Source organism: Stenotrophomonas sp. NPDC047960 (assembly GCF_043204395.1).
In the GTDB taxonomy this organism is placed as follows: domain Bacteria; phylum Pseudomonadota; class Gammaproteobacteria; order Xanthomonadales; family Xanthomonadaceae; genus Stenotrophomonas.
On record NZ_JBIDBX010000007.1, the window covers coordinates 62,453 to 83,831 of the forward strand.

Annotated in this window: 23 protein-coding genes; 14 read left to right on the forward strand and 9 right to left on the reverse strand. The window is 64.2% G+C overall.

All coding sequences use genetic code 11. The features are described from left to right. The first annotated feature begins 131 nt into the window (after nt 1–131). The 11 genes from ACGFZ3_RS15525 to ACGFZ3_RS15575 all read left to right on the forward strand — a co-directional run bounded on the left by ACGFZ3_RS15525 (nt 132) and on the right by ACGFZ3_RS15575 (nt 9,893). On the forward strand, nt 132–1,337 hold the full coding sequence (locus ACGFZ3_RS15525; protein WP_392923052.1) for a tetratricopeptide repeat protein: 1,206 nt from the start codon (nt 132–134) through the stop codon (nt 1,335–1,337). Nucleotides 1,338–1,593: 256 nt separating this feature from the next. After that, on the forward strand, nt 1,594–2,151 hold the full coding sequence (locus tag ACGFZ3_RS15530; protein ID WP_392923584.1) for an energy transducer TonB: 558 nt from the start codon (nt 1,594–1,596) through the stop codon (nt 2,149–2,151). A gap of 83 nt (nt 2,152–2,234) precedes the next feature. Further along, the gene (gene exbB, locus ACGFZ3_RS15535; RefSeq protein WP_392923055.1) at nt 2,235–2,996 is read left to right on the forward strand and encodes a TonB-system energizer ExbB; all 762 of its coding nucleotides are present in this window, start codon (nt 2,235–2,237) and stop codon (nt 2,994–2,996) included. Nucleotides 2,997–3,053: 57 nt separating this feature from the next. Next, nucleotides 3,054–3,479 (forward strand): ExbD/TolR family protein, encoded by a 426-nt coding sequence (locus tag ACGFZ3_RS15540; RefSeq protein ID WP_392923058.1) that lies wholly within the window; start codon nt 3,054–3,056, stop codon nt 3,477–3,479. Nucleotides 3,480–3,482: 3 nt separating this feature from the next. Further along, nucleotides 3,483–3,899: a biopolymer transporter ExbD gene (locus ACGFZ3_RS15545; protein ID WP_068848037.1), complete on the forward strand. Its 417-nt coding sequence runs from the start codon at nt 3,483–3,485 to the stop codon at nt 3,897–3,899. 104 nt (nt 3,900–4,003) lie between these two features. After that, nucleotides 4,004–5,473: a cardiolipin synthase gene (gene cls, locus ACGFZ3_RS15550; RefSeq protein WP_392923062.1), complete on the forward strand. Its 1,470-nt coding sequence runs from the start codon at nt 4,004–4,006 to the stop codon at nt 5,471–5,473. Nucleotides 5,474–5,535: 62 nt separating this feature from the next. Further along, entirely contained in the window at nt 5,536–5,820 is a 285-nt protein-coding gene (locus ACGFZ3_RS15555) for a hypothetical protein (protein ID WP_392923586.1), read from the forward strand. After that, the gene (locus tag ACGFZ3_RS15560) at nt 5,817–6,560 is read left to right on the forward strand and encodes a pyridoxine 5'-phosphate synthase (protein WP_392923065.1); all 744 of its coding nucleotides are present in this window, start codon (nt 5,817–5,819) and stop codon (nt 6,558–6,560) included. Before ACGFZ3_RS15555 ends, ACGFZ3_RS15560 begins: the two co-directional genes overlap by 4 nt. A gap of 256 nt (nt 6,561–6,816) precedes the next feature. Next, on the forward strand, nt 6,817–7,908 hold the full coding sequence (locus tag ACGFZ3_RS15565) for a PA0069 family radical SAM protein (protein WP_392923069.1): 1,092 nt from the start codon (nt 6,817–6,819) through the stop codon (nt 7,906–7,908). A gap of 234 nt (nt 7,909–8,142) precedes the next feature. Further along, nucleotides 8,143–9,198, forward strand: a complete 1,056-nt coding sequence (locus ACGFZ3_RS15570; RefSeq protein WP_392923072.1) for a hypothetical protein — start codon at nt 8,143–8,145, stop codon at nt 9,196–9,198. 203 nt (nt 9,199–9,401) lie between these two features. Beyond that, entirely contained in the window at nt 9,402–9,893 is a 492-nt protein-coding gene (locus ACGFZ3_RS15575; protein WP_392923074.1) for a hypothetical protein, read from the forward strand. A gap of 18 nt (nt 9,894–9,911) precedes the next feature. Here ACGFZ3_RS15575 and ACGFZ3_RS15580 read toward each other — a convergent pair whose 3' ends face one another. After that, nucleotides 9,912–10,919: a polysaccharide deacetylase family protein gene (locus ACGFZ3_RS15580; RefSeq protein ID WP_392923077.1), complete on the reverse strand. Its 1,008-nt coding sequence runs from the start codon at nt 10,917–10,919 to the stop codon at nt 9,912–9,914. 98 nt (nt 10,920–11,017) lie between these two features. Here ACGFZ3_RS15580 and ACGFZ3_RS15585 point away from each other — a divergent pair, with 98 nt between their 5' ends. After that, complete coding sequence (locus ACGFZ3_RS15585; RefSeq protein ID WP_392923080.1) at nt 11,018–11,422, forward strand: hypothetical protein; 405 nt, start codon at nt 11,018–11,020, stop codon at nt 11,420–11,422. Nucleotides 11,423–11,529: 107 nt separating this feature from the next. Next, on the forward strand, nt 11,530–11,853 hold the full coding sequence (locus ACGFZ3_RS15590; RefSeq protein ID WP_392923082.1) for a hypothetical protein: 324 nt from the start codon (nt 11,530–11,532) through the stop codon (nt 11,851–11,853). Here ACGFZ3_RS15590 and ACGFZ3_RS15595 read toward each other — a convergent pair. Then, nucleotides 11,787–15,242 carry a response regulator gene (locus ACGFZ3_RS15595; RefSeq protein WP_392923084.1) on the reverse strand — a complete coding sequence of 1,152 codons (3,456 nt, stop codon included), beginning with the start codon at nt 15,240–15,242 and terminating at the stop codon, nt 11,787–11,789. The genes ACGFZ3_RS15590 and ACGFZ3_RS15595 overlap by 67 nt on opposite strands. Before the next feature lie 76 nt (nt 15,243–15,318). Further along, the gene (locus tag ACGFZ3_RS15600) at nt 15,319–15,720 is read right to left on the reverse strand and encodes a GFA family protein (protein ID WP_392923087.1); all 402 of its coding nucleotides are present in this window, start codon (nt 15,718–15,720) and stop codon (nt 15,319–15,321) included. Between the two features lie 111 nt (nt 15,721–15,831). On the opposite strand from ACGFZ3_RS15600, the gene ACGFZ3_RS15605 reads away from it, so the two are divergent. After that, nucleotides 15,832–16,059, forward strand: coding sequence for a hypothetical protein (locus ACGFZ3_RS15605; RefSeq protein WP_392923090.1), 228 nt, complete (start codon nt 15,832–15,834; stop codon nt 16,057–16,059). 53 nt (nt 16,060–16,112) lie between these two features. Here the strand turns inward: ACGFZ3_RS15605 and ACGFZ3_RS15610 are convergent, their stop codons facing one another. From ACGFZ3_RS15610 to ACGFZ3_RS15635, 6 genes are all read right to left on the reverse strand, one after another. Further along, nucleotides 16,113–16,493 carry a tautomerase family protein gene (locus tag ACGFZ3_RS15610; RefSeq protein WP_392923094.1) on the reverse strand — a complete coding sequence of 127 codons (381 nt, stop codon included), beginning with the start codon at nt 16,491–16,493 and terminating at the stop codon, nt 16,113–16,115. 100 nt (nt 16,494–16,593) lie between these two features. Continuing rightward, complete coding sequence (locus tag ACGFZ3_RS15615) at nt 16,594–16,914, reverse strand: SymE family type I addiction module toxin (protein WP_392923097.1); 321 nt, start codon at nt 16,912–16,914, stop codon at nt 16,594–16,596. 472 nt (nt 16,915–17,386) lie between these two features. Further along, nucleotides 17,387–18,028, reverse strand: a complete 642-nt coding sequence (locus ACGFZ3_RS15620) for a hypothetical protein (protein ID WP_392923100.1) — start codon at nt 18,026–18,028, stop codon at nt 17,387–17,389. Between the two features lie 94 nt (nt 18,029–18,122). After that, nucleotides 18,123–18,833: a 2OG-Fe(II) oxygenase gene (locus tag ACGFZ3_RS15625; RefSeq protein ID WP_392923103.1), complete on the reverse strand. Its 711-nt coding sequence runs from the start codon at nt 18,831–18,833 to the stop codon at nt 18,123–18,125. A gap of 89 nt (nt 18,834–18,922) precedes the next feature. Next, on the reverse strand, nt 18,923–19,936 hold the full coding sequence (locus ACGFZ3_RS15630; protein ID WP_392923106.1) for a class 1 fructose-bisphosphatase: 1,014 nt from the start codon (nt 19,934–19,936) through the stop codon (nt 18,923–18,925). A 155-nt stretch (nt 19,937–20,091) separates the two neighbouring features. Continuing rightward, entirely contained in the window at nt 20,092–21,294 is a 1,203-nt protein-coding gene (locus ACGFZ3_RS15635; protein WP_392923108.1) for an aromatic amino acid transaminase, read from the reverse strand. Nucleotides 21,295–21,379: the final 85 nt, after the last annotated feature.

Here is a 21,379-nt window from a genome sequence, read left to right on the forward strand (position 1 = left end):
TCGACCAAAGGATGCTGTATTGCAGCATCGGAAACGATTTCTCACGCCATCGGTTTCTGATACGTTTGGCGGCTCAGATTTTTCTGACAGTCCGTTTTGATGCCGCCACGGCGGTTCGATCGAGGTGAAAGATGATTTTCCGCAACCACAAGCAAGCCGTGCTTTCCGTCCTCATCGCAACCGCCATCGGTGGCGTTGTGGTCACTGACGCCGTCGCCCAGACCCGCTCCACCGATCGCAGCGATCGCCGTGGTGGCAAGAAGGACCAGGCCAAGGCCGAAGCGCTGTACCCGCAGGCCACCCGTGCCGAGCCGGACATCAAGGCGTCGCCGAAGCTGGGCAAGCAGCTGCAGAAGATGATCGACAGCTACAACGATCAGAAGTTCCCCGAGACGCTGTCGGCGGCCAATGAAATCCTGGCCAACAGTGCCGCCAATGCGTACGACAAGTCGCTCGCCGCACAGCTGGCATCGCAGGCCGCGTACAACACCGACGACAACGCCTCTGCGAAGAAGTACCTGCAGCAGGTGTTGGAATTCAACGGCCTGGACAACAACGGCCACTTCCAGTCGATGCTGATGCTGGGCCAGCTGCAGATCCAGGACGACCAGCTCGCCGAGGGCCTGGCCACCCTGGACAAGTACTTCGCTGAAACCAAGTCGACCAAGCCGGAAGAGCTGATCATCAAGGGCCAAGCCCTGTACCAGCTGGAGCGTTACCCGGAAGCGGTGCCGGTGATCCAGCAGGCCATCGCAGGCGCCACCGAGCCGAAGGACAACTGGAACCAGCTGCTGATGGCGGCCCTGTCCGAATCGGGCCAGAGCGGCGAAGCGGTAAAGCAGGCCGAAGCCCTGGCAGCCAAGAATCCGGCTGACAAGAAGGCCCAGATGAATCTGGCCAGCATGTACCTGCAGGCCGATCAGATGGACAAGGCCGGTGCGGTCATGGACAAGCTCTTCAAGGGCGGCCAGCTGACCGAGGAACGCGAGTACAAGCAGGCCTACTCGATCTATGCCAACTCGGACAAGAAGGAAGCCGAGGTCATCGCCGTAATCAACGACGGCCTGCAGAAGGGCATCCTGAAGCCGGACGATTACCAGGCGCAGCTCGCTCTGGCCCAGGCGTACTACTACTCCGAACCCGCACAGACGGACAAGGCGATCGAAGCGTGGCAGAAGGCCGCCCCGCTTTCCAAGGATGGTGAAACCTACTTGAACCTGGCACGTGTCTTGCATTCGGAAGGTCGCATTCCGGAGGCCAAGACGGCCGCCCAGCAGGCGCTGGCGAAGGGTGTGAAGAACCAGGCGGATGCCAAGAAAATCATCAACCTGAAGTAAGTAGGAATAACGCCTGAACGCCTGCGTGAGTGATGCGCAGGCGCTCAGGATTGGTATAAGCTTGGAGGTTCCTGCGGTGTCATGCACCGCTGATCATGGGCTATCTGTCCCCAGGTACCCGGCCCCACTAATGAGCTCTTGGCGCATGACGGAACAACTAGTCGTTCACAGGTACGAACAACGCGATGACACCGGCCTCAGCTGGCCGCGCATCGTGGGTATCGCCTTTGTAATCGCATTGCATCTCGCCGCCTTGATGCTGCTCCTCATTCCTGCCGTGGCCCCCAAGGCCGTGGCGGAGAAGGAACGCAACATCATGGTGACCCTGGTCGACGCTCCGCCGCCGCCCCCACCGCCGCCGCCGCCGCCGCCGCCGACTGAAACGCCGCCGCCGCCGGTCAAGAACCTGTCGCCGCCCAAGCCCTCGCCGGTGCCGCCGCCGCCGCAGGCCCCGGTGATCGACGTGCCGGAACCGCGTCCGAACGACATCGTCACGCCGCCGAGTCCGCCGAGCCCGCCGCAGCCGCCGAGTTCCATCGAGGCCAGCGTCGATATCTCGTCCAAGGCCATGAATCCCCCGCGTTACCCGCCGGCCGCGTTCCGCGCAGGTATCCAGGGTGAAGTGATCCTGATCATTGATGTCGATGCCAACGGCAACGTCACCAATGTGTCGGTCGAAAAGTCCAGCCGTAACCGCGATCTGGACCGTGCCGCGATGGAAGCCGCCCGTAAATGGCGCTTCAACGCAGCCGAATCGGGCGGGAAGAAAGCTGCAGGTCGCGTCCGCGTCCCGGTCAACTTTGCGCTGAATTGATGGGCCGGGTGGCCGCCGGCCACCTACCTGTCACTTGAACCTAGCTACAACATTCATCACCACACACAACAAAGGTAAGCGTCATGCTGCAGGAACTCTTCATCGCCGCTGCTGCCGGGGGCAACCCGTCGAATGCCCTCTCGCAGATGGGCTTCGAGCATCTGATCCACGAAATGACCTCCAAGCCGGGTGACTTCGCCGTCTCCTGGGTCGTGCTTCTCACCCTGGTGATCATGTCGGCCATGTCCTGGTACTGGACCGTCATCAACATCTTCCGTGCTGCTCGCCTGAAGGGTGCTGCCGACAAGGTCGTGAGCCTGTTCTGGGATACCCCGAACGCACAGGACGCCATCCGCGCCATGGAAGAACAGCCGGCCTCCGAGCCGTTCTCCAAGATCGCACTGGACGCTGCCCAGGCTGCTGCCCACCACCAGCGTGCCGAAGGCGGCGCCACCGGTGGCCTGGGTGAAAACCTGAGCCGTTCGGAGTTCGTCGACCGCGCCCTGCGTCAGGCCGTGACCCGCGAAAGCAACAACCTGCAGTCGGGCATGACCCTGCTGGCCACCGTCGGTGCAACCGCTCCGTTCGTCGGTCTGCTCGGTACCGTGTGGGGCATCTACGGCGCGCTGATCAAGATCGGTGCAACCGGTTCGGCCTCCATCGACGCCGTTGCCGGCCCGGTGGGTGAAGCCCTGATCATGACCGCCATCGGTCTGTTCGTGGCAATCCCGGCCGTGTTCGCCTTCAACTTCTTCAGCAAGATCAACAGCGCCACGATCAGCAAGTTCGATACGTTCGCTCACGACCTGCACGACTTCTTCGCCACCGGTTCGCGCGTCCGCTAATTGCGACGCGCTGTACCCAGCGAGAACGTAGTCAACACGATCTAGACGGAGCCCGTTATGGCTTTCAGTAGTGGTAACAGCGGCGGCCCCATGGCCGACATCAACGTTACGCCCCTCGTGGACGTGATGCTGGTGCTGCTGATCATCTTCATCATCACGGCGCCCCTGATGTCCCATAAGGTCAAAGTCGACCTGCCTGAGGCCAACCTGGTGCAGAAGCCGGAAGATGCGGCTGATCGCAAGGGCCCCATCACCCTGGCGGTGAAGGAAGACGGCTCGATTTACTGGAACGACGAAGAAATCGACAAGCAGACTCTCGAGTCGCGCCTGGCGACCGCCGCCCAGCAGACCCCCCAGCCCCCGCTCAATCTGCGTGGTGACCGCACCACCAAGATGCGCGTCATCAACGAGATGACCAAGATCGCGCAGGAGCAGGGCATGCTCGACGTTGGCTTCGTGGCCACCAAAGAGAAGGGGCAGTAAGCCATGGCATTCAGTTCTGGTGGTGGCAAGGGCCCAATGGCCGACATCAACGTTACGCCCCTCGTGGACGTGATGCTGGTGCTGTTGATCATCTTCATCGTTACCGCGCCGATCATGACGTACCCGATCGCCGTGGACCTGCCGCAGCGCGTGCTCAACCCACCGCCGCAGCTGGTCGAACCGCCGCCGCCGATCGAGCTGCGGATCGACGCCAGCAACCAGGTGTTCTGGAACAACAGCCCGGTTGCAACGGCTGAGCTCCAGCAGCGTATGGAACAGGAAGTGCAGCGTGACCCGACCAACCAGCCCGAGCTGCGCATCGACGCCAGCCCGGACTCCGAGTACGACGTGATGGCCAAGGTTCTGGCCGCCGCGAAGAACGCGCAGATGAAGAAGATCGGGTTCCAGCAGCAGCAGTAATACGCAAGACCCAAGTCATGACGCGACTGGAAAGCGCCCCTGGTAACAGGGGCGCTTTTTTTCATTCCATGCCCTGAACGCCGTTGTCCGGCTATGATCCGCGCATGCTCGCCACCTACCCCGCCCTTGCCGACTGGCTCCACTGGCTGGATGCCGTCCCGCATCTGCGTCCGCTGCTCATCGCCGCCTACGTGCTGTACCTGTTGTGGCTGATCGGCTGGATCATGCTGCAGAAGCGCGAACCGGTGGCTACCCTCAGCTGGATTCTTTCGCTGGCTGCGCTGCCCTACCTTGGCCTGTTCGTGTACTACCTGCTGGGCCCACAGAAGGTGAAGCGACAGCGCCTGAGGCGTGGCCGCGCGCGCTCCGGCATGGAGCACTACAACAGCGTGTGCCCGCCGGATGCGGACTGTACGGAGCTGGCCAAGATCGCCCAGGCAACCACTGGCCTGGCGCCCAGTTCGGCCACCGAAGTGGAGTGGCTGGTGGACGGCGCACAAACCTATGCCGCGCTGTTGAAGGCCGTTTCCCAGGCACGTGACCACCTCCACGTGGAGTACTACATCTTCAATCCCGACCACGCTGGCACCGCGCTGCGCGATGCCCTGGTCGAGCGAGCCCGTGACGGGGTGCGCGTGCGCCTGCTGCTGGATGCGGTGGGGTCTGCCGGCATCCGCAAGGCCTTCCTCAAACCTCTGCGGGACGCCGGCGCGGAAGTGGCGTGGTTCCATCCCAGGCAGCTGCTCAAACCCTTCAAGCGTCCCTGGATGAACATGCGCACCCACCGCAAGCTGGTGGTGATCGACGGCCGTGTAGCCTTCACCGGTGGCATCAACATCACCGACGAAGAAGACGAAAGCCGCCGGCCCGATGCCTACCGCGACCTGCACATGCGCCTGGAGGGCAATGTGGTGCGCAGCCTGCAGCTGGTCTTCATCGAAGACTGGATCTACGCCACCGGTGAACCCAAAGAGCGCTTCAACATCGCCCAGCTGTGGCCCAGCGACATGCCCAGCCGCAAGGATGGCAGCATCAACGCGCAGGTGCTGGTATCCGGCCCGGATTCGTCATGGGAAACCATCCATCGCCTGCAGGTTGCCGCCATCCATGAAGCGCGCGAACGCGTGTGGCTGGTCACGCCCTACTTCGTGCCCGGTGAAGCCGCACGCATGGCCCTCACCTCTGCTGCACTCGGCGGCCTGGACGTGCGCCTGCTGGTGCCGAAGATGAGCGACTCCTGGTTCGTCACCCAGGCCGCACGCTCGTACTTCGACGAACTGCTGCAGGCGGGCGTCAAGATCTACGAGTACGGGCCGCGCATGCTGCACACCAAGGCCTTCATCGCCGACCACGACGTGTGCATTGCCGGCAGCGCAAACTTTGACCATCGCAGCTTCCGGCTCAACTTCGAGCTTTCCATGATGATCAGCGACGAAGCCTGCGTGGCCGAGCTGGAGAAGATCCTGGCCGCAGAATTCGCCGCCGCCAGCCCGGTCCGGGACGACCGGCGGCGCTCGTTGTGGCTGCACCGGGTGCCCGAGGCATTCGCGCGCCTGGCTTCGCCGCTGTTGTAACGGTCACGTGGAACCGCCCCTACCCCAGCGCTACACTGCGCAGGCCAACGGGGAGAATGACAATGTATTGGCTGTTCCTGCTGCTGTCGCTGGGCTGTTTTGCCTTTGCCATGAAGACGCCGTCCACCGGGCTGATGATGCTGTGGCTCGCCGGTGCCCTGCTGTTCCTGCTGGCGTGGATACGCGGGCGCTACGTCGCCGCCTTTGGCGATGGACAACGCGATGCCGGCAGCCAGCACGACATCTACAACGCGATCGACCCCGCCGAGCTGCGCCGGCTGCGTGAGCAGGCCCAGGCCCGGCGCGAGGCCGACCGCGACCCGAATGACCTTCCCCCGAGCCTATGACCCACCTCAGCGTCAACGTGAACAAGATCGCCGTCCTGCGCAATTCGCGCGGCGGCCAGGACCCTGATGTACTGCAGGCGGCCACCGCCTGTTTGGACGCCGGTGCCCACGGCGTCACCGTACACCCGCGCCCCGACCGCCGGCACATCCACGCCGAGGACGTGCTCGCTCTTTCCGCGCTGACCACCGCACGCGGCGTGGAGTTCAACATCGAAGGCAACCCGTTCGCCCCGCCGCGCCCGGGTTACCCGGGGCTGCTGCCGCTGTGCGCGCAGACCCGCCCGGCCCAGGCCACCCTGGTGCCCGACAGTGATGGCCAGCTCACCTCCGACCACGGGTTCGATTTCAGCCGCGACGCCGAACGGCTGCGCCCGCTGATCGCGGAGCTGAAAAGCTACGGCTGCCGGGTGAGCCTGTTCGTGGACGCCGGCAACCCTGACCTGGCCCAGGCGGCCGCGATCGGCGCCGACCGCATCGAGCTCTACACCGGCCCCTATGCCGAAGCGCACGCTGCAGGCGACGCCACCGTGATGCTGGCCTTGTTCGCCGACGCCGCCCGCCGCGCGCAGGCCGCCGGCCTAGGGGTCAACGCCGGCCACGATCTTTCCCAGGAAAATCTACGCGATTTCCTGCAAACGGTCCCGAACGTCCTCGAAGTCTCGATCGGCCACGCCCTGATCAGCGAAGCCCTGTACGTCGGGCTGGACGCAACGGTAAAGGGCTACCTCGCCCTCATTTGACGGATTCCACGCAAACGTAGATCCGGGCCCTGCCCGGATGCTCTTCGCTGGCATCCAACTGCGCTGAAGAATCCCCTGTGGATAACCCTGGGGAACAAACCCCAACGATTCAGCCCAAACCCAACAGCGCTGCGGATTCCGCTTCCCTCCGGTCCTGTGGTTAGTAATACTACTAATCCATGCGCACCGCTCCACCCACCCCCGCGCTCCACACAACGTCTCAACCCCTGAGACGTCTCGCCGGTAGCCTCTGAAGATGGGTATCGCAATCAAAGGCCGTGGTTCCACCACGCATCTCGCCGGCCGTTTCGAAGTCACGGTCAGCGAAGCCATGGACGACGGCTGGGAACCGGAAACCAGCGAAGAATTCGCCCCCCCGCGCCTGCGCACCGAAGTGCGCGCCGAAACCGCGCGCAGCATCATCAGCCGCAACAGATCGCCCGACGTGGGTTTCAGCCAATCAGTGAATCCCTACCGAGGCTGCGAGCACGGCTGCTCGTACTGCTTCGCGCGCCCCTCGCACGCCTTCCTCAATCTGTCGCCGGGCCTGGACTTCGAAACCAAGCTGTTCGCCAAGACCAACGCCCCGCAGCTGCTGCGCAAGGAACTCTCGCGGCCCGCCTACACCCCGCAACCGATTGCCCTGGGCATCAACACCGACGCCTACCAGCCGATCGAACGCAAGCTCAAGCTCACCCGCCAGCTGATCGAAGTGATGCTGGACACCCAGCACCCGTTCTCGCTCATTACCAAGAACGCATTGGTGGAGCGCGATATCGATCTGCTTGCGCCGCTGGCGGAGAAGAACCTGGTCAGCGTGCACTTCTCGGTGACCTCGCTGGACCCGCATCTGTCGGCGCGCCTTGAGCCGCGCGCATCAGCCCCGCATGCGCGGCTGCGTGCCATGCGTCGCCTGCACGACGCCGGCATTCCGGTGGGCGTGATGGTGGCCCCGGTGATTCCCTGGATCAACGATGCGGAACTGGAAGCGGTGCTCGAAGCATCGCGCGACGCCGGCGCCAGCACCGCCGGTTACGTGCTGCTGCGCCTCCCGTTGGAAGTGGCCCCGCTGTTCCGCGACTGGCTCGATACGCATCACCCAGACCGCGCCGCGCACGTGATGAGCACCATCAACCAGCTGCGTGGCGGCAAGGACTACAACAGCGAATTCGGCACCCGCATGCGCGGCGAAGGTGTCTACGCCGATTTGCTTTCCAGCCGCTTCAAGCTCGCTCGCAAGCGCCTTGGCTTCGATGCGCAGAACAGCCATTGGCCAAAGCTCGACTGCACGAAGTTCGTGCGGCCGCTGCCGCCGCGCGAAGACTCCCCGCAGGGCTCCCTGTTCTAGCCCGAGGCAGCAACGGCGGGTAGGGTCGCTTCCCAAACGACCGCCGATAACGTGGGTTGATGCAGTAGCGCATGAACTGAAAACGGAGAAACGCACGCAGAAGCCGTCACCGCTGACGCGCAAAGCAGCCACGCATACAACGCGTGAAACTTCATGTCTCGCCGATTTCACCACCGTTCGCGCAGCCTCTGATGGCCAGCTGCAGCTGCAGCATTCCAAAAGAGCGCGATATCCATGAACACCCGAGTTGATTACCCCGATCGAGGCGCCCTCGGGCCCGACATCGCCGTTGTGAGTGAAACATCCGTCATCGAACCTGCACCCGAAAGCGCGGTGTCCTGGGGCGCGATCCTTGCTGGTGCCATCGCCGCCGCCGCGCTGTCGCTGGTCCTGCTGATCCTCGGCGTTGGCCTCGGCCTGTCCTCGGTATCGCCGTGGGCGTTTGATGGCGTCTCCAAGGAAACTTTCGGCTGGGGCAGCATCGCCTGGCTGACCTTTACCGCGCTGGCCGCCTCCGGCCTCGGCGGCTACCTGGCCGGCCGCCTGCGCACCAAGTGGACCCGCCTGCACGGCGATGAAACCTACTTCCGCGATACCGCCCACGGCTTCGTGTCCTGGGCCGTCGCCACCCTGCTCACCGCGGGCCTGCTGACGTCGGCCATTGGCGGCGTGCTCGGCACCGGCGTCAAAGCGGTCGGCGCAACTGCAGGTGCTGCAGCATCCACCGCCGGTGTGGCCGCCGCAGGCGCCGGCACCGCTGTCGCAGGTTCGGACCAAGGCGATCTGAACTACTGGGTCGATTCGCTGTTCCGCAGTGGAAGCATGCCGGCACCCATGCCCGGCCAGGCGCCGGCCGATCCTGCCGCGCCGGTCGATCCGTCGGCGATGGTTCCGGGCGTTGGCCCTGCCAACGGTGCGCCGCCGCGCCCGCTGCCGCCGCAGGGCCCGCGCCCAAGCGGCGACCGCCGTGAAGTACGTGCCGAGGTGAACCGCATCATCGTCACCAGCCTGCAGTCCGAAGGCCTGAACCCGGCAGACAAGCAGTACCTGGCCCAGGTGATCTCCCGCGAGACCGGCATGAGCCAGGCGGAAGCAGAAGCGCGTGTCACCGAGACCCAGACCCGCATGCGTGCTGCGCTGGAAGACGCGAAGAACAAGGCCAAGGAAGTCACGGACGATGCGCGCAAGGCCACGGCGTACGCGGCGCTGTGGCTGTTCATCACGCTGCTGATCGGTGCCTTCTTCGCCAGCCTCAGCGCCACGTGGGGCGGCCGTCGCCGCGACCTGTAACTTCCCAATCGAACAAGGAGACTTCCCATGAAGACCCTGCTGCTCTGGGCACTCGGCGTACCGATCCCGCTGTTGATCCTCTACGCGATCTTCTTCTGAGCATCGCAACCCTGTAGACCATCAGGCCGCCATTGTGCGGCCTGATGCGTTGCGCAGTAAACTTGCGCCGGAAGCAGAACCCCACATCGCAAACGGAATGCGTCATGACCAATACCCAAGGGAAGCTGCATCAGCTCTGCGCAACCACCAAGTTCCTCATCACGGTGCTTGTTGGCGCCTTGTTCGCCCCGGCAGCGCAGGCGATCAACGCTACGCAATGGCAGGCCGTAGCACCCGCGATCCAAGCAGCTGTTGAATGCCGCGCCAAGCCTGATACGACCGCCGCCGCCTGGAAAGCCCTGCCCCGTGACGAATCCGGCGGCATTGAGGCCATCAAGCCACCTGTGCCTTTCACGGTGTTCGGTCTGCCGGTACAGGAAGTGTCCATCTTCATCGACCCGGACGGCGAACTGGGCGAGAGCTACACCGCGACGCTCGGTACCAACGCGGCGGCGGTGCGAAAGGCTGCAAAACTCAGCACAGCGGGTGGGCGCACGACCACGATGGGTGAGCTCATGCTGAGCGACGGCGGAGCACCGCAGCTGACCTGCACGGTTGCGGGCACGTACGATGAAAGCGATTATCAGGAAAACTGATCGATCTGTCGGGCTCAACTACTCCCCACCGCGCCCGGCTAGCGTCATCACCCAGCCAGGCACCGCGGGTTCGCCCGCGTAGAACGCCTTCGGCACCTTCTCGGCCATCGCCCAGCGCTGGATCCAGCTCATGCCACTGCCGCCGTTGTAACCGTCGGCGCGCTGGTAGGCAGGATCCTGCAACGCTACTTCCAGCGAGATGAAGCGGTAGCCGCGCCGACGGGTGGCGGCCACCAGCTCGCCCAGAGTATCGGCATTGAGCGCGTTGGCATGCATCAGCCAGATCTGTGCCGGCAGCCGGCCGAGTAGTTCCTGCGACTTCTGTTCGTAGTAGTCGAGCTTGTTGAGCATGTACGGCACGTAGCCACGGCGCAGCTGCTGCATCAGCGCGTCCCGTTTGGCGGGATCGGTCTCGGTATCGCGCACGTGGTCGTACGCAAAGGCCCAGATCCATTCGCTGTTATCGATCGTGACCGGGGCGATCTCATAGCCGTGCTGTTTCAGGAACGCGCCAAGTTCAGCGCGCACCTCAGGCGACTGCCCTGCATGCAGGTACGGGTGGCGGAACCAGCGCGGCACCTGCCCGGTTTCGGCCAGCAGCGGGCGCAGGGTGGCTTCACCGTGAAGGATGTCCTGCTCGTAGGCGTCCAGCGGGATCGCATGCAGGTCGACATGCCCGAAGGTGTGGTTGCCCAGCTCGAACCCGGCATCACGCCAGTCGCGCAGCATCTGCACGCGCGTGGGCTGCACCTGGCCGCCGACCTCAAGCTTGGCTTCGTTGACGAAGCCCACCACCGGGACGTTGGCCTGCTTCAGGGCGCCAAGCAACCTGGCGTGTTGGGCGGCGAGATCCGGCTCGGCACGTTCGCCCAGCCGCTGCCACGGGAGATCGTCGATGGTCAGCGCGATGCGCCGATCCGGTTCGGCCGCATCGGCGATACCCGAGATGCACGCGAGCGCCAGAACGACACACCGAATCAATCCACTTCGCACCCGCAGCTCCCATCGTGATAGCTGGGCCAGCATAGCGCCGTCCCCGGTCACCCTCAAACGGTGGGGCCAGGTAGCCACTACCCGTTGTGCCCGCGCCGGCGGTATGGTGGCGAGAACTTCCGGAGCTACCCATGAAGACTCCAGGCAGACCCATCTCCCAGGCGCAAAATTCGGAATCGGCGATGCCCTCGGCGTTGTTCATCGCATTGCGCGATCTACTGCTGGCCCACAAGGATGCGCTGGCGGTCGTGCACGATACCGACACCCACTTCTACGCCAACTGCAACGTCGCTGACAGCAAGGGCAAGCCGCAGTTCTTCGGAGCGGTGAAAGTCTCTGCCAATAGGCATGCCCTCCACTTCATGCCGGTCTACGACTTTCCCGAGCTGCTGGCGGGCCTCAGCCCTGCTCTGAAGAAGCACATGCAGGGGAAATCCTGTTTCAATTTTGACGTCCTGGATCCCGCCCTGCTGCAGGAGCTACAGAAGCTGATCGAACAGGGTGTCAGGTGTTACAAGGCAGCTGGCAAGCTCTGACTGCGACAGGCTTCCTTCGGGTGCAATGCACGGTGAGGAAGTAGTCCGGGTGAAGTGCCGCGATCACGTCGCAGTGTTTGAGAGGCGGAACGGTAATGCTCTCGCCCATGCTCCCGCCCGACTTCCGATGGATAAAACCCGCCGCCACCGCTTACGACGAAACGGTGATCGCCCATGGCGACACGTGGGTGGTCCACATCTATCAACCCGAGCGTGGCAAGGAATGGGTGGCCATGCTTGATGCGCATCGCGAGCCCGAAGCCCGGCGGCATCGCCGATGCACCGCCTTTGCCAACGGCAAAGCCGGCGCCGAGCTATGGGTGCAGCGGGAGCAGGCGCGGCTTCGGTTGGAAGTGCAGCGGGCTCACGCCATCAGCCACACCCGGATCAGCGACACCAGCTTGTCCACGTCCAGTGGCTTGGCCACGTAATCGTTTGCACCGGCCTGGATGCACTGCTGCTGGTCATCCGGCATCGCCTTCGCGGTGAGGGCGATGATCGGCAGCTTGCCGAAGCGGCCGTCCTGGCGGATTTCACGGGTGGCGGTCAGGCCATCCTTTACCGGCATCATGATGTCCATCAGCACCAGTTCAATGGGCGACGGCCCTTCTACTGCGGTGGTCAGCGCATCGATGGCTTCCTGGCCGTTGCGCGCGATCGTGACCTTGCAGCCGTGCGGCTCCAGCACATTCATCAGCGCGTAGATGTTGCGCACGTCATCCTCGACGACCAGCACGCGGCGGCCTTCCAGTGCCGTGTCGCGGTGCTGCGCCGTGCGGATCATGCCCTGCTGCGATTCCGGCAGATCGCTCACTACCTTGTGCAGGAACAGCGTCACTTCATCGAGCAGGCGCTCGGGTGAGCGCGCGCCCTTGATGATGATCGAACTCGAGTACCTTCCCAGCCGCACCTCTTCGGCGGGCGACAACACCCGGCCGGTGTAGACGATGATCGGCGGCAGCGCATGCGGGCTCTGCTCGCTGAGCAGCTCCAGCAGCTCGAAGCCGGAGGCATCGGGCAGGCTCAGGTCCAGCACCATGCAGTCGAATGTGTTCTGGGCCAGTGCCTGCAGGCACTCCGAGGCCGTGCGCGCGCCGATGGTTTCCACGTCGGCCAGCGCCAGCAGCTGGCGCACCGCGTCCAGCTGCACATCGTCATCTTCCACCACCAGCACCAGGCGCGGACGCAGCGACAGCCGGCGCTCCAGCGAGAGCAGCACACCGGCCAGCTCATCGCGGGTGGCCGGCTTGCCCAGATACCCCACCGCGCCCAGTGCCAGGGCCTTGCGCGAATGGTCCGTCGCCGAAACCACGTGGATCGGAATGTGCCGCGTACGGATGTCGTGCTTGAGGATGTCCAGCACCGACAGGCCCGACTGATCAGGCAGGCCAACGTCCAGCACGATGGCGTGCGGAAGCTCGGCGCGTGCGGCGGCCAGCGCCTCGCCCGCAGTCTGCGCGACCCGGGCACGGAAGCCCATCTCGCGTGCCAGGTCGCTGACGATCTCGCCGAAGGCAATGTCATCCTCGATGATCAGGATCAGGCCGCGGTCACCGCTGCCCGCCGCCGCACCGGCGACGCCTGCCTGGCGTGCGGAAGGCGATGCCGGGCGCGGGCGCTGTGCCAGGGCCGGCTCAGCGGGCGCGGATGCGGCGCGGGCGGGCACGGATGCTGCCGCCGGGATTGCTGCGGGAGCTGCGACATGGCCCCCGTTGGCCAGCCGCGCTTCCACCACCAGCCGGAAACAACTGCCCTTGCCGGGCTCGCTTTCCACGGTGATGTCGCCGCCCAGCAGGCGTGCAAGCTCCTGGGAAATGGACAGCCCCAGGCCGGTGCCGCCATAGCGGCGGCTGATCGAACCATCGGCTTGCTGGAAGGCATCGAAAATGCGCGCCTGCTGCTCGGGCGCAATGCCGATGCCGCTGTCGGTCACCGCGAACGCCACCTTGCCGTTGCCGGCCGACGACACCGACACTGTCACGCCGCCTACCTCGGTGAACTTCAGTGCGTTCGAAAGCAGGTTCTTGAGTATCTGCTCGACGCGTTGGCGATCGGATTCGATCACCACCGGGCAGTCGGCGGTCATCGAGACGTCCAGCGTAAGGCCCTTCTCGCTGGCTACCGGGCCCAGCAGCGCGGAGACATCGGTCAGCAGCTTCTCAACGCCAAAGCGCTCGGCGTGTACCTCGATGTGCCCTGCCTCGATCTTGGACAGGTCCAGAATCTCGTTGATGAGGTTGAGCAGGTCGGTACCGGAAGAATGGATGGTCCGCGCGAACTTCACCTGCTCCGCGCTCAGGTTGCCGTCGCGGTTGTCGCCCAGCAGCTTGGAAAGGATGAGCGCCGAGTTGAGCGGCGTGCGCAGCTCGTGCGACATGTTGGCCAGGAACTCGGACTTGTACTGGCTCGCGCGCTGCACCTTGTGCGATTCGGCAACGATGGCCGCGTTGGCACGCGCCAGCTTGTCGCGCTCCTCTTCAAGCTGCTGCGACTGGTCGAAAAGCTGGTTGTTGGTCTGCTCCAGCTCGGCCTGCTGCTCTTCCAGCTCGTGCTGCGAGCCACGCAGTGCCCGGCTCTGCTCCTCCAGTTCCTCGTTGGAGACGCGCAGTTCCTCGCTCTGCACCTGCAGCGCTTCGGTCTGCCGCTGGGTCTGCGCCAGCAGCTCGGAGAGCCTGGCCCGGTACGCCGCCGACCTCAGCGCCACCGCCATGTCGCCGGAGGCCAGCTGGAGCAGTTCCACCACCTCGGCCGGCACCGCGCTGAAGAAGCCCAGCTCGATCACCCCGCTCACCTCACCTTCGTGGATGCTGGGAGCGATGACGAGGTGGCGCGGCTGCGCCTGCCCCAGTCCGGAGCCGACCGTGAAGTAGCCCGGTGGTACGTCCGACACCACCAGCACGCGCTTCTCGTCCACTGCGCGGCCGAGCAGGCCGCCGCTGTCGCGCCGCTGGTCGGTGCCATCCGGGGCGAAGGCGGTGCCCACCGCACCGATCTGCCGGAAGCCGTTGTCCTCCGGCACGAACAGCATGCCGGCCTGTGCGCCGGTGAAGCCGGCCAGGAAGCCCAGGCTGGCCCGCGCCAGCGAACCGCTGTCCAGGTCGCCGCCGGTGGCCGTGGTGAGCTCCAGTCGGCCCCGCTGCAGCCACGCATCGCGCTCGCGGGCGCGGGTGTGGCGGCGCAGCAGGATGGCGATGAAGATCGTCAGCACGATGCCCAGTACCGCACTGGCCGTGCCGGAGCTCAGCGCCGTGTTGTAGGCCGATTCCATTTCTTCCAGACGCTTGGCGCGCTTGTCCAGCTCGATGGCGCCCATGGCGGCCAGGCGCGCCCGGATGTCATCCATTGCCGCCTTGCCACGGTTGGAGCCGACCACTGCCAAGGTGGGCTCCAGCCCTTGGGTGCGTCGCACCTCGATGGTTTCATGCAGTTCGTCCAGCTTGTCCTGGACCCGCCGTGCCAGCAGCTTCAGCCGGTCCACCTGGGCCGGGTCATCGGCCAGGGACTTCTCCACTGTCGCCAGCCGGGTGCTGGCCACACCCAGGGCCGTGCGATACGGCTCCAGGTAGCTGTCATCGCCCGTCAGCAGATAGCCGCGCTGGCCGGTTTCGGCGTCCTGCACCGCAGAAAGCACATCGCCCAAGGCAGTCATCGTCTCCTGGGAGCGGATGACCAGGGCGTTGCCCTCGCGGATGGTGCGGATGTTCTTGCCGGCCAGAAACCCGCTGCCGAGGAAGAACAGCATGACCGCCAGCAGCGGCCAAAGCGTGCGGAAGCCGGTTCCGGCCTGGGTGGCAACGCGGGGTTTGGGCGTGGTGGGCATGGGTTGGCAGGCGGGTGGGTGCAACCCATCACATTATCACGGAGGCAGGTTGCGGGCCGGCCTGCCCCACCACCCGTCAGCTTGTACTGTCGGCCGGATGGTGAACTCCATCCTCCACGGGAACGTTGGGTATGGCGAAAGGATTGATGCCCTCCAGGCACCCGACGTTGAACCCGTACTGATGAGGGTTCGAGCGGCGTTGGTGATGGGTATAAATGCCACAGATGCCGCAGAAGTAGTGCTTGGCCGTGTGGGTGTTGAACTCGTAGCGCTTGAGGTGCTCTGCACCCTTCACCACGCGAAGCCCTGAGAGAGGCACCGAAGCCACTACCGCGCCTTTGCGCCGGCAGATCGAGCAGTCACACCGGCGTGGGCTCTCGATGCCGTTGGGAAGATCAAGCTCCAGCTCCACGGCGCCGCAGTGGCACGTGGCGCGGTGCCTGGGTTGGATGGGGACGCCGCCGACTTCCTTCAGCATGGGTGATCCTCTTTCGGTCTGGCCGAACCCTACCTAAGATCTCGTTGAGCAACAATGTTGGCAATCCAACCATCTGGCGCACATGATGAAGATTCAAGTAGGAGCGGAATCATGAAGTACATCTGCTGGGCAGCAGTCGTAGTCATGTCCATCATGCCGCTGAATTATTCTCGTATGGTCGCGGCGAAACTGGTTCACGGCGAGAGCTTTGGAGCGGAAGATGTCATCGGCTTTGGGGTTGCGGCTTTCGGGGCATTGATGGCGATAACGATCTATCGGACAGCCTTGCGTCAGCGTTCAACCGGAAAGAAGACGGCGAGTATTCGCCGAATCGAGTGAGGCCAATCGTAAGAGACCCGGCCACGTACGCACTCACACTCTTCCCGGGGGGCTCACATCGCGTACTGCGCCAGTCCATTCCCGAACGACCAGTTCTCACGCTTCACCTCCACCAGGTTGATGAAGACATCCTCAAGGCGGACGCCAACTGCTTCGTGAAGGCCATGGGCGACGGCGCTGTAGAAGGCTTTCTTCTGCTCCAGGGTGCGGCCCTCGTTCCAGGTGACCTGGATGCAGATGAAGTCATCGGTGCGCGCAATGCCCAGGTAGCCGGGGTCGTAGATGAGGCCATCCGATTCGTGCTCCTGGATGATCTGGAAGCGATCATCCTTGGGCACCCCGATGCTGAGCATGGCGTCGTACACCACCTGGCCAACCTGCTGCCGGTAGGCGGCGGTCTTGCCTTTGCGGAGGTCAATGCGGGCCAGGGGCATGGCGGACTCCTCGCGGATATGTGTGCCTGGCAATGGAAGCACATGGGCGGATGCGGTGCCACTACATGGCGCTGCGTTGGGGCCCGCCCAGCCTCGGTCCTCAGCGGTCCTTTACTTGCGCGCGCCACGTAATGGGCTTGTCTGCCGCCGCGGACTGGCCCTTTAACTGGTCGTCGTTCCACAGCGGTCTGACGGTGATCTGGCCATGGACTACTTCGATCCTGATATGGACACCCACTTCAAAGCCGAACCTGCGCAGCCAGGTGCCGCGCAGCATGACAAAGGGGACGGGGCCAAAGTGGTCGCGGTCCCGCTCGGAGATCTGCGGCACGGCACGTACGTTGTTGATCTGGCCGTACTGCATCCACCGCTCGCGCGGGACGCGTTGGTCTTCAGTCGGCTGGGCCGGGTCGTTCTTCATGATGTGCCTCCTACGGGGAATGGCCCTCGCCGGTTAAGGCGAGGGCGTCGGGAGGTCAAAAACCGTGCATAACCAGACGGCGGGCGTATTCCCCCGTGAAGGGTCTTGTATTAACCACCCTCCCGACATGGGGCATCCACTATTCTCGGTTATGCGGAGTTTTTGAGCTCCGGCACCCACCATGCAGACGTCGGCTGCGGAACACAAAGCGATTGCTTCTGTTAAATTTTCGATTTCAGTAGGCACAGCCTACTGATTGACGTGTGCAGCCCGTTGCAGCATTTCGAATGGTGTTTCCGTGTGAACCAGCCCACAGATATCCCCCATCCGCGTACGGCTTCTCTGCCCTCTGGAACAGGATCCAGCTTGTCGCAACCAACTCAGACGCAGATTTGACGGACGAGGCTACCTCAGTCAACTGGTACGCCCGTGTGTCAGCGCGTCGCGGATGATGGTGCCGCGGGAGTCAAGGTCAGTGCACCACGATCGCCTTGAGTGCGGGATCCGTAGAGAACACGAACCGGCTCTGGAACTGATCACCAGTACGCTCGATCGCTTCGATGAAGCCAAAGGTGTCGGCGCCAGGATCCTCTTGCAGGCGGCTCAGCCAAGCGTCGTGGTCCGCTATGGATGCCGCACGTACAGATCCTACGCAAACGCTGAGGCCGCACGAGAGATTCTCCACCGCACCGTTCTTTCCTACAGCACGCTCAATCGCACCGCGGTAGTGCTTGGCCAGGTCCTGAGCCTCCATGCTCTTAATTTCGTCTCCGGCCATCTTAATAAGCGCCTCGGAGAAGGCACCCTGTGACTCAACAATTTCGTCAGCCAGGTTGGCCGAAATGCCGTCCTTCTCGACCAATGCTGACTCGGTTGGAAGGTAGGGCAAGTCCACCAGCGCCTCCGATTCCAGACCTGGACCTGACGATGGTCGCAGAATGGACCCATCAGCAGATATGCGGTGCTGACTCTCCAACGAATCCGGGTTGCTGTGCTCGGCAAGTGCGACAGTTTCAGACCCAGCTCCTGGTTCGGCGTCGATTCCCTGCACCGAGCAACCCACACAATTCAGCAGTGCTGCGAAAGCTGTACATGCCAGCGGCCATCGGAACATGTCAATTCTCCTGCATTGATACTCCTCTCAAATCTAGGAGAATTCATCTCTGAAGTGGCGCAGGAGGTTAAGTGCCAGGTCGGCTGCCCTTGCCTCACCCACCCCCGTAAAGCTTCTCCGCGCTCTGGAACAGGATCCAGCTTGTCGCAATGAACTTGTCCCCCCCCTGCGGGCGGTTGCCCCGGTGGGTGTGGGTGAAGGCCGTCGGCGCGATCAACAGGCTCCCGGTACGCGGCGCCACCTTCCGGTCCTGGAACAGGAACTCGGTCTCTCCGGCCTCGAACTCGTCGTTGAGGTACAGGGTCCACAGCAGGTGCCGGTGCAGGGTTTCCCCGCCCGGGTCGCGCGGGTACAGCTCGCAGTGCCAATAGGGGTATCCACCCTCGCCTGCCGCATACCACTGCAGGTTGATGGCGCCCGGGCGCAGGCACGTACGGGCCAGTCCGGACAGCGCGTTGTCGTCCATGCCGGGAAAATCTTCGGCTTTCAGGCGGCGCGCGGTGCCATCGTTGTCCTGGACCTGCAACATGAGCGGCGAGATCAGCGCCTGTGGATAACGGCGTAGATAACTCAAAACGCCGCTGAATACTGCCTGTTGCAGCTGTATTTCGACCTGGCGCCACTCCGGGCGCCCACTTATGCGCAGATCCTTGCTGTGCTTGAGTTCCGGGAACACGCCGCTGCCTACTTCGCCGGGTTGGAGCTGGGCGCTGGCGCGCATTTGCGCCTGAATTGCGGCACAGGTCTCAACCGGGATGGCGTTGTGGATTACTTCAATGAAGTCGAGCGGGGTTTCGGCCTGCATGGGGTCATCCGTGGGCGTTTGAGCCCGATGTTGACCTGTGTTGGTGCAGGTGTCACCCCGTTGCAATGTGCAACGGGGTGATGTGACCGTCAGCCCTGGGCGTCGTGCTGGCGGTGGTAACGGGTGGCTTCGGCCACTTCATTGCGTGAGCCCAGGAACACCGGCACGCGCTGGTGCAGGTGGTCGGGCTGGATGTCCAGGATGCGCTCGCGGCCGGTGGTGGCGGCGCCGCCGGCCTGTTCCACCAGCAGGCCCATGGGGTTGGCTTCGTACATCAGGCGCAGCTTGCCGGCCTTGCTGGGGTCCTTCTTGTCCCAGGGGTAGATGAAGATGCCGCCGCGGGTCAGGATGCGGTGCACATCGGCCACCATGCTGGCAATCCAGCGCATGTTGAAGTTCTTGCCGCGCGCGCCTTCCCTGCCAGCCAGCAGGTCCTGCACGTAGCCCTGCATCGGGGCTTCCCAATGGCGCTGGTTGGACATGTTGATGGCAAATTCCTGGGTGTCTTCGGGAATCGTCATGCCGCGCTGGGTGAGCACGAACTCGCCGGTTTCACGGTCCAGGGTGAACGAATGGGTGCCGTGGCCGGTGGTGAGCACCATCTGCGTGCTGGGGCCGTAGATGCAGTAGCCCGCCGCGATCTGGGCGGTGCCAGGTTGCAGGAAGCTCTCGTCGGTGGGCTGCCCGGTGCCCGCCGGGCTGCGCAGCACCGAGAAGATGGTGCCGACCGAGACGTTCACGTCGATGTTGGAGCTGCCATCGAGGGGATCGAACAGCAGCAGGAAGTCGCCGCGCGGGTAGGTATCCGGCACGGGCTGGCAGTGGTCCATTTCCTCGGAGGCGCAGGCGGCGAGGTGACCGCCCCAGGCGTTGGCTTCGAGCAGGATCTCGTTGCTGATCACGTCGAGCTTCTTCTGCGCCTCGCCCTGGACGTTGCCGGTGCCGGCGTCGCCGAGCACACCGCCCAGCGCGCCCTTGCTGACCGCGATGGAGATGTTGGTGCAGGCGCGGCCAACCACTGCGATGAGCTGGCGCAGGTCGGCGTTGATGCGGCCTGCGTGCTGCTCTTCAATCAGGTACCGGGTAAGCGACGTACGGGACATGGAATGGCTGCCAAAGACATTTCGGGGGCCGTATTGTGGCCCGTTCGGCAGGGCATTACGAGGCAACCGGGACACGTAACCGGTTTCAGCATGCAGGCACGAAAAGAAAAACGGCCGCACGTGGCGGCCGTCCTTCATTGCATCGTTGCAGCCGCTCAGCCCTTGGCGACGGTCGACACCGCCTTGGCCACGTATTCCAGGTTGCCCTGGTTCAGCGCGGCCACGCAGATGCGGCCGGTGCCGACGGCGTAGATGCCGTACTCGTCGCGCAGGCGGTCCACCTGCGCACGGCTCAGGCCCGAGTACGAGAACATGCCGGCCTGGTCGTTGATGAAGGCGAACTCCGGTGCACCGGCGGCCACCAGCTTGTCGACCAGGCCGTGGCGCAGGGCGTGGATGCGCTCGCGCATCTCGGTCAGCTCCTGCTCCCACAGCTGGCGCAGCTCGGGGCTGGTCAGCACGCCGGCCACCAGGGCCGCGCCGTGGGTGGAGGGGCTGGAGTAGATGGTGCGGATGATGCGCTTGACCTGCGACTGCACGGCCTTGGCGGCGTTCGCATCCGGGGCCACCACCGACAACGCGCCCACGCGCTCGCCATACAGCGAGAACGACTTGGAGTACGAGTTGGCGACCACGAAGCTGTCGATGCCGGCCTCGGCGATGATGCGCACGGCGGCGCCATCTTCGTCGATGCCCTTGTCGAAGCCCTGGTAGGCCATGTCGATGAACGGGAACAGCTGGCGTTCCTTCAGCAGCTCGGCCACCTGCTTCCACTGGGCCACGGTGAGGTCGGCGCCGGTGGGGTTGTGGCAGCAGGCGTGCAGCAGCACCACGGTGCCCGGCTGCAGCTTGCCCAGGTCAGCCAGCATGCCGGCGAAATCCACGCCGTGGGTGGCCGGGTCGAAGTAGGCGTATTCGACCACTTCAAAGCCGGCTGCACCGAACACCGCGCGGTGGTTTTCCCAGCTCGGGTTGCTGATGGCGATGGTGGCGTGCGGCAGCAGGCGGTGCAGCAGGTCCGCGCCCACGCGCAGGGCACCGCTGCCACCGATGGTCTGCGAGGTGGCCACGCGGCCGGCGGCCAGCAGCGGCGACTCTTTGCCGAAGACCAGTTCGCGGGTGGCCTGGGTGTAGGCAGGCAGGCCGTCGATCGGCAGGTAGCCGCGCGGTTTGGCTTCGGCAGCCAGCTGCTGCTCGATCTGCTTTACGGCGCGAAGCAGCGGAATGCGGCCGCTTTCGTCGTAATAGATGCCCACGCCCAGATTGACCTTGGTGGGGCGGCTGTCGGCGTTGTACGCCTCGGTCAGGCCCAGGATCGGGTCGCCCGGGACCAGTTCCACATTTGCAAAGAAGGACACGGCGGTACTCATTCGGATGACGGATGGGGGAGGTTGGCGCGATCAGGTTTGCGGCAGAATCAGCCGAAACCAGGCCATCGTAACA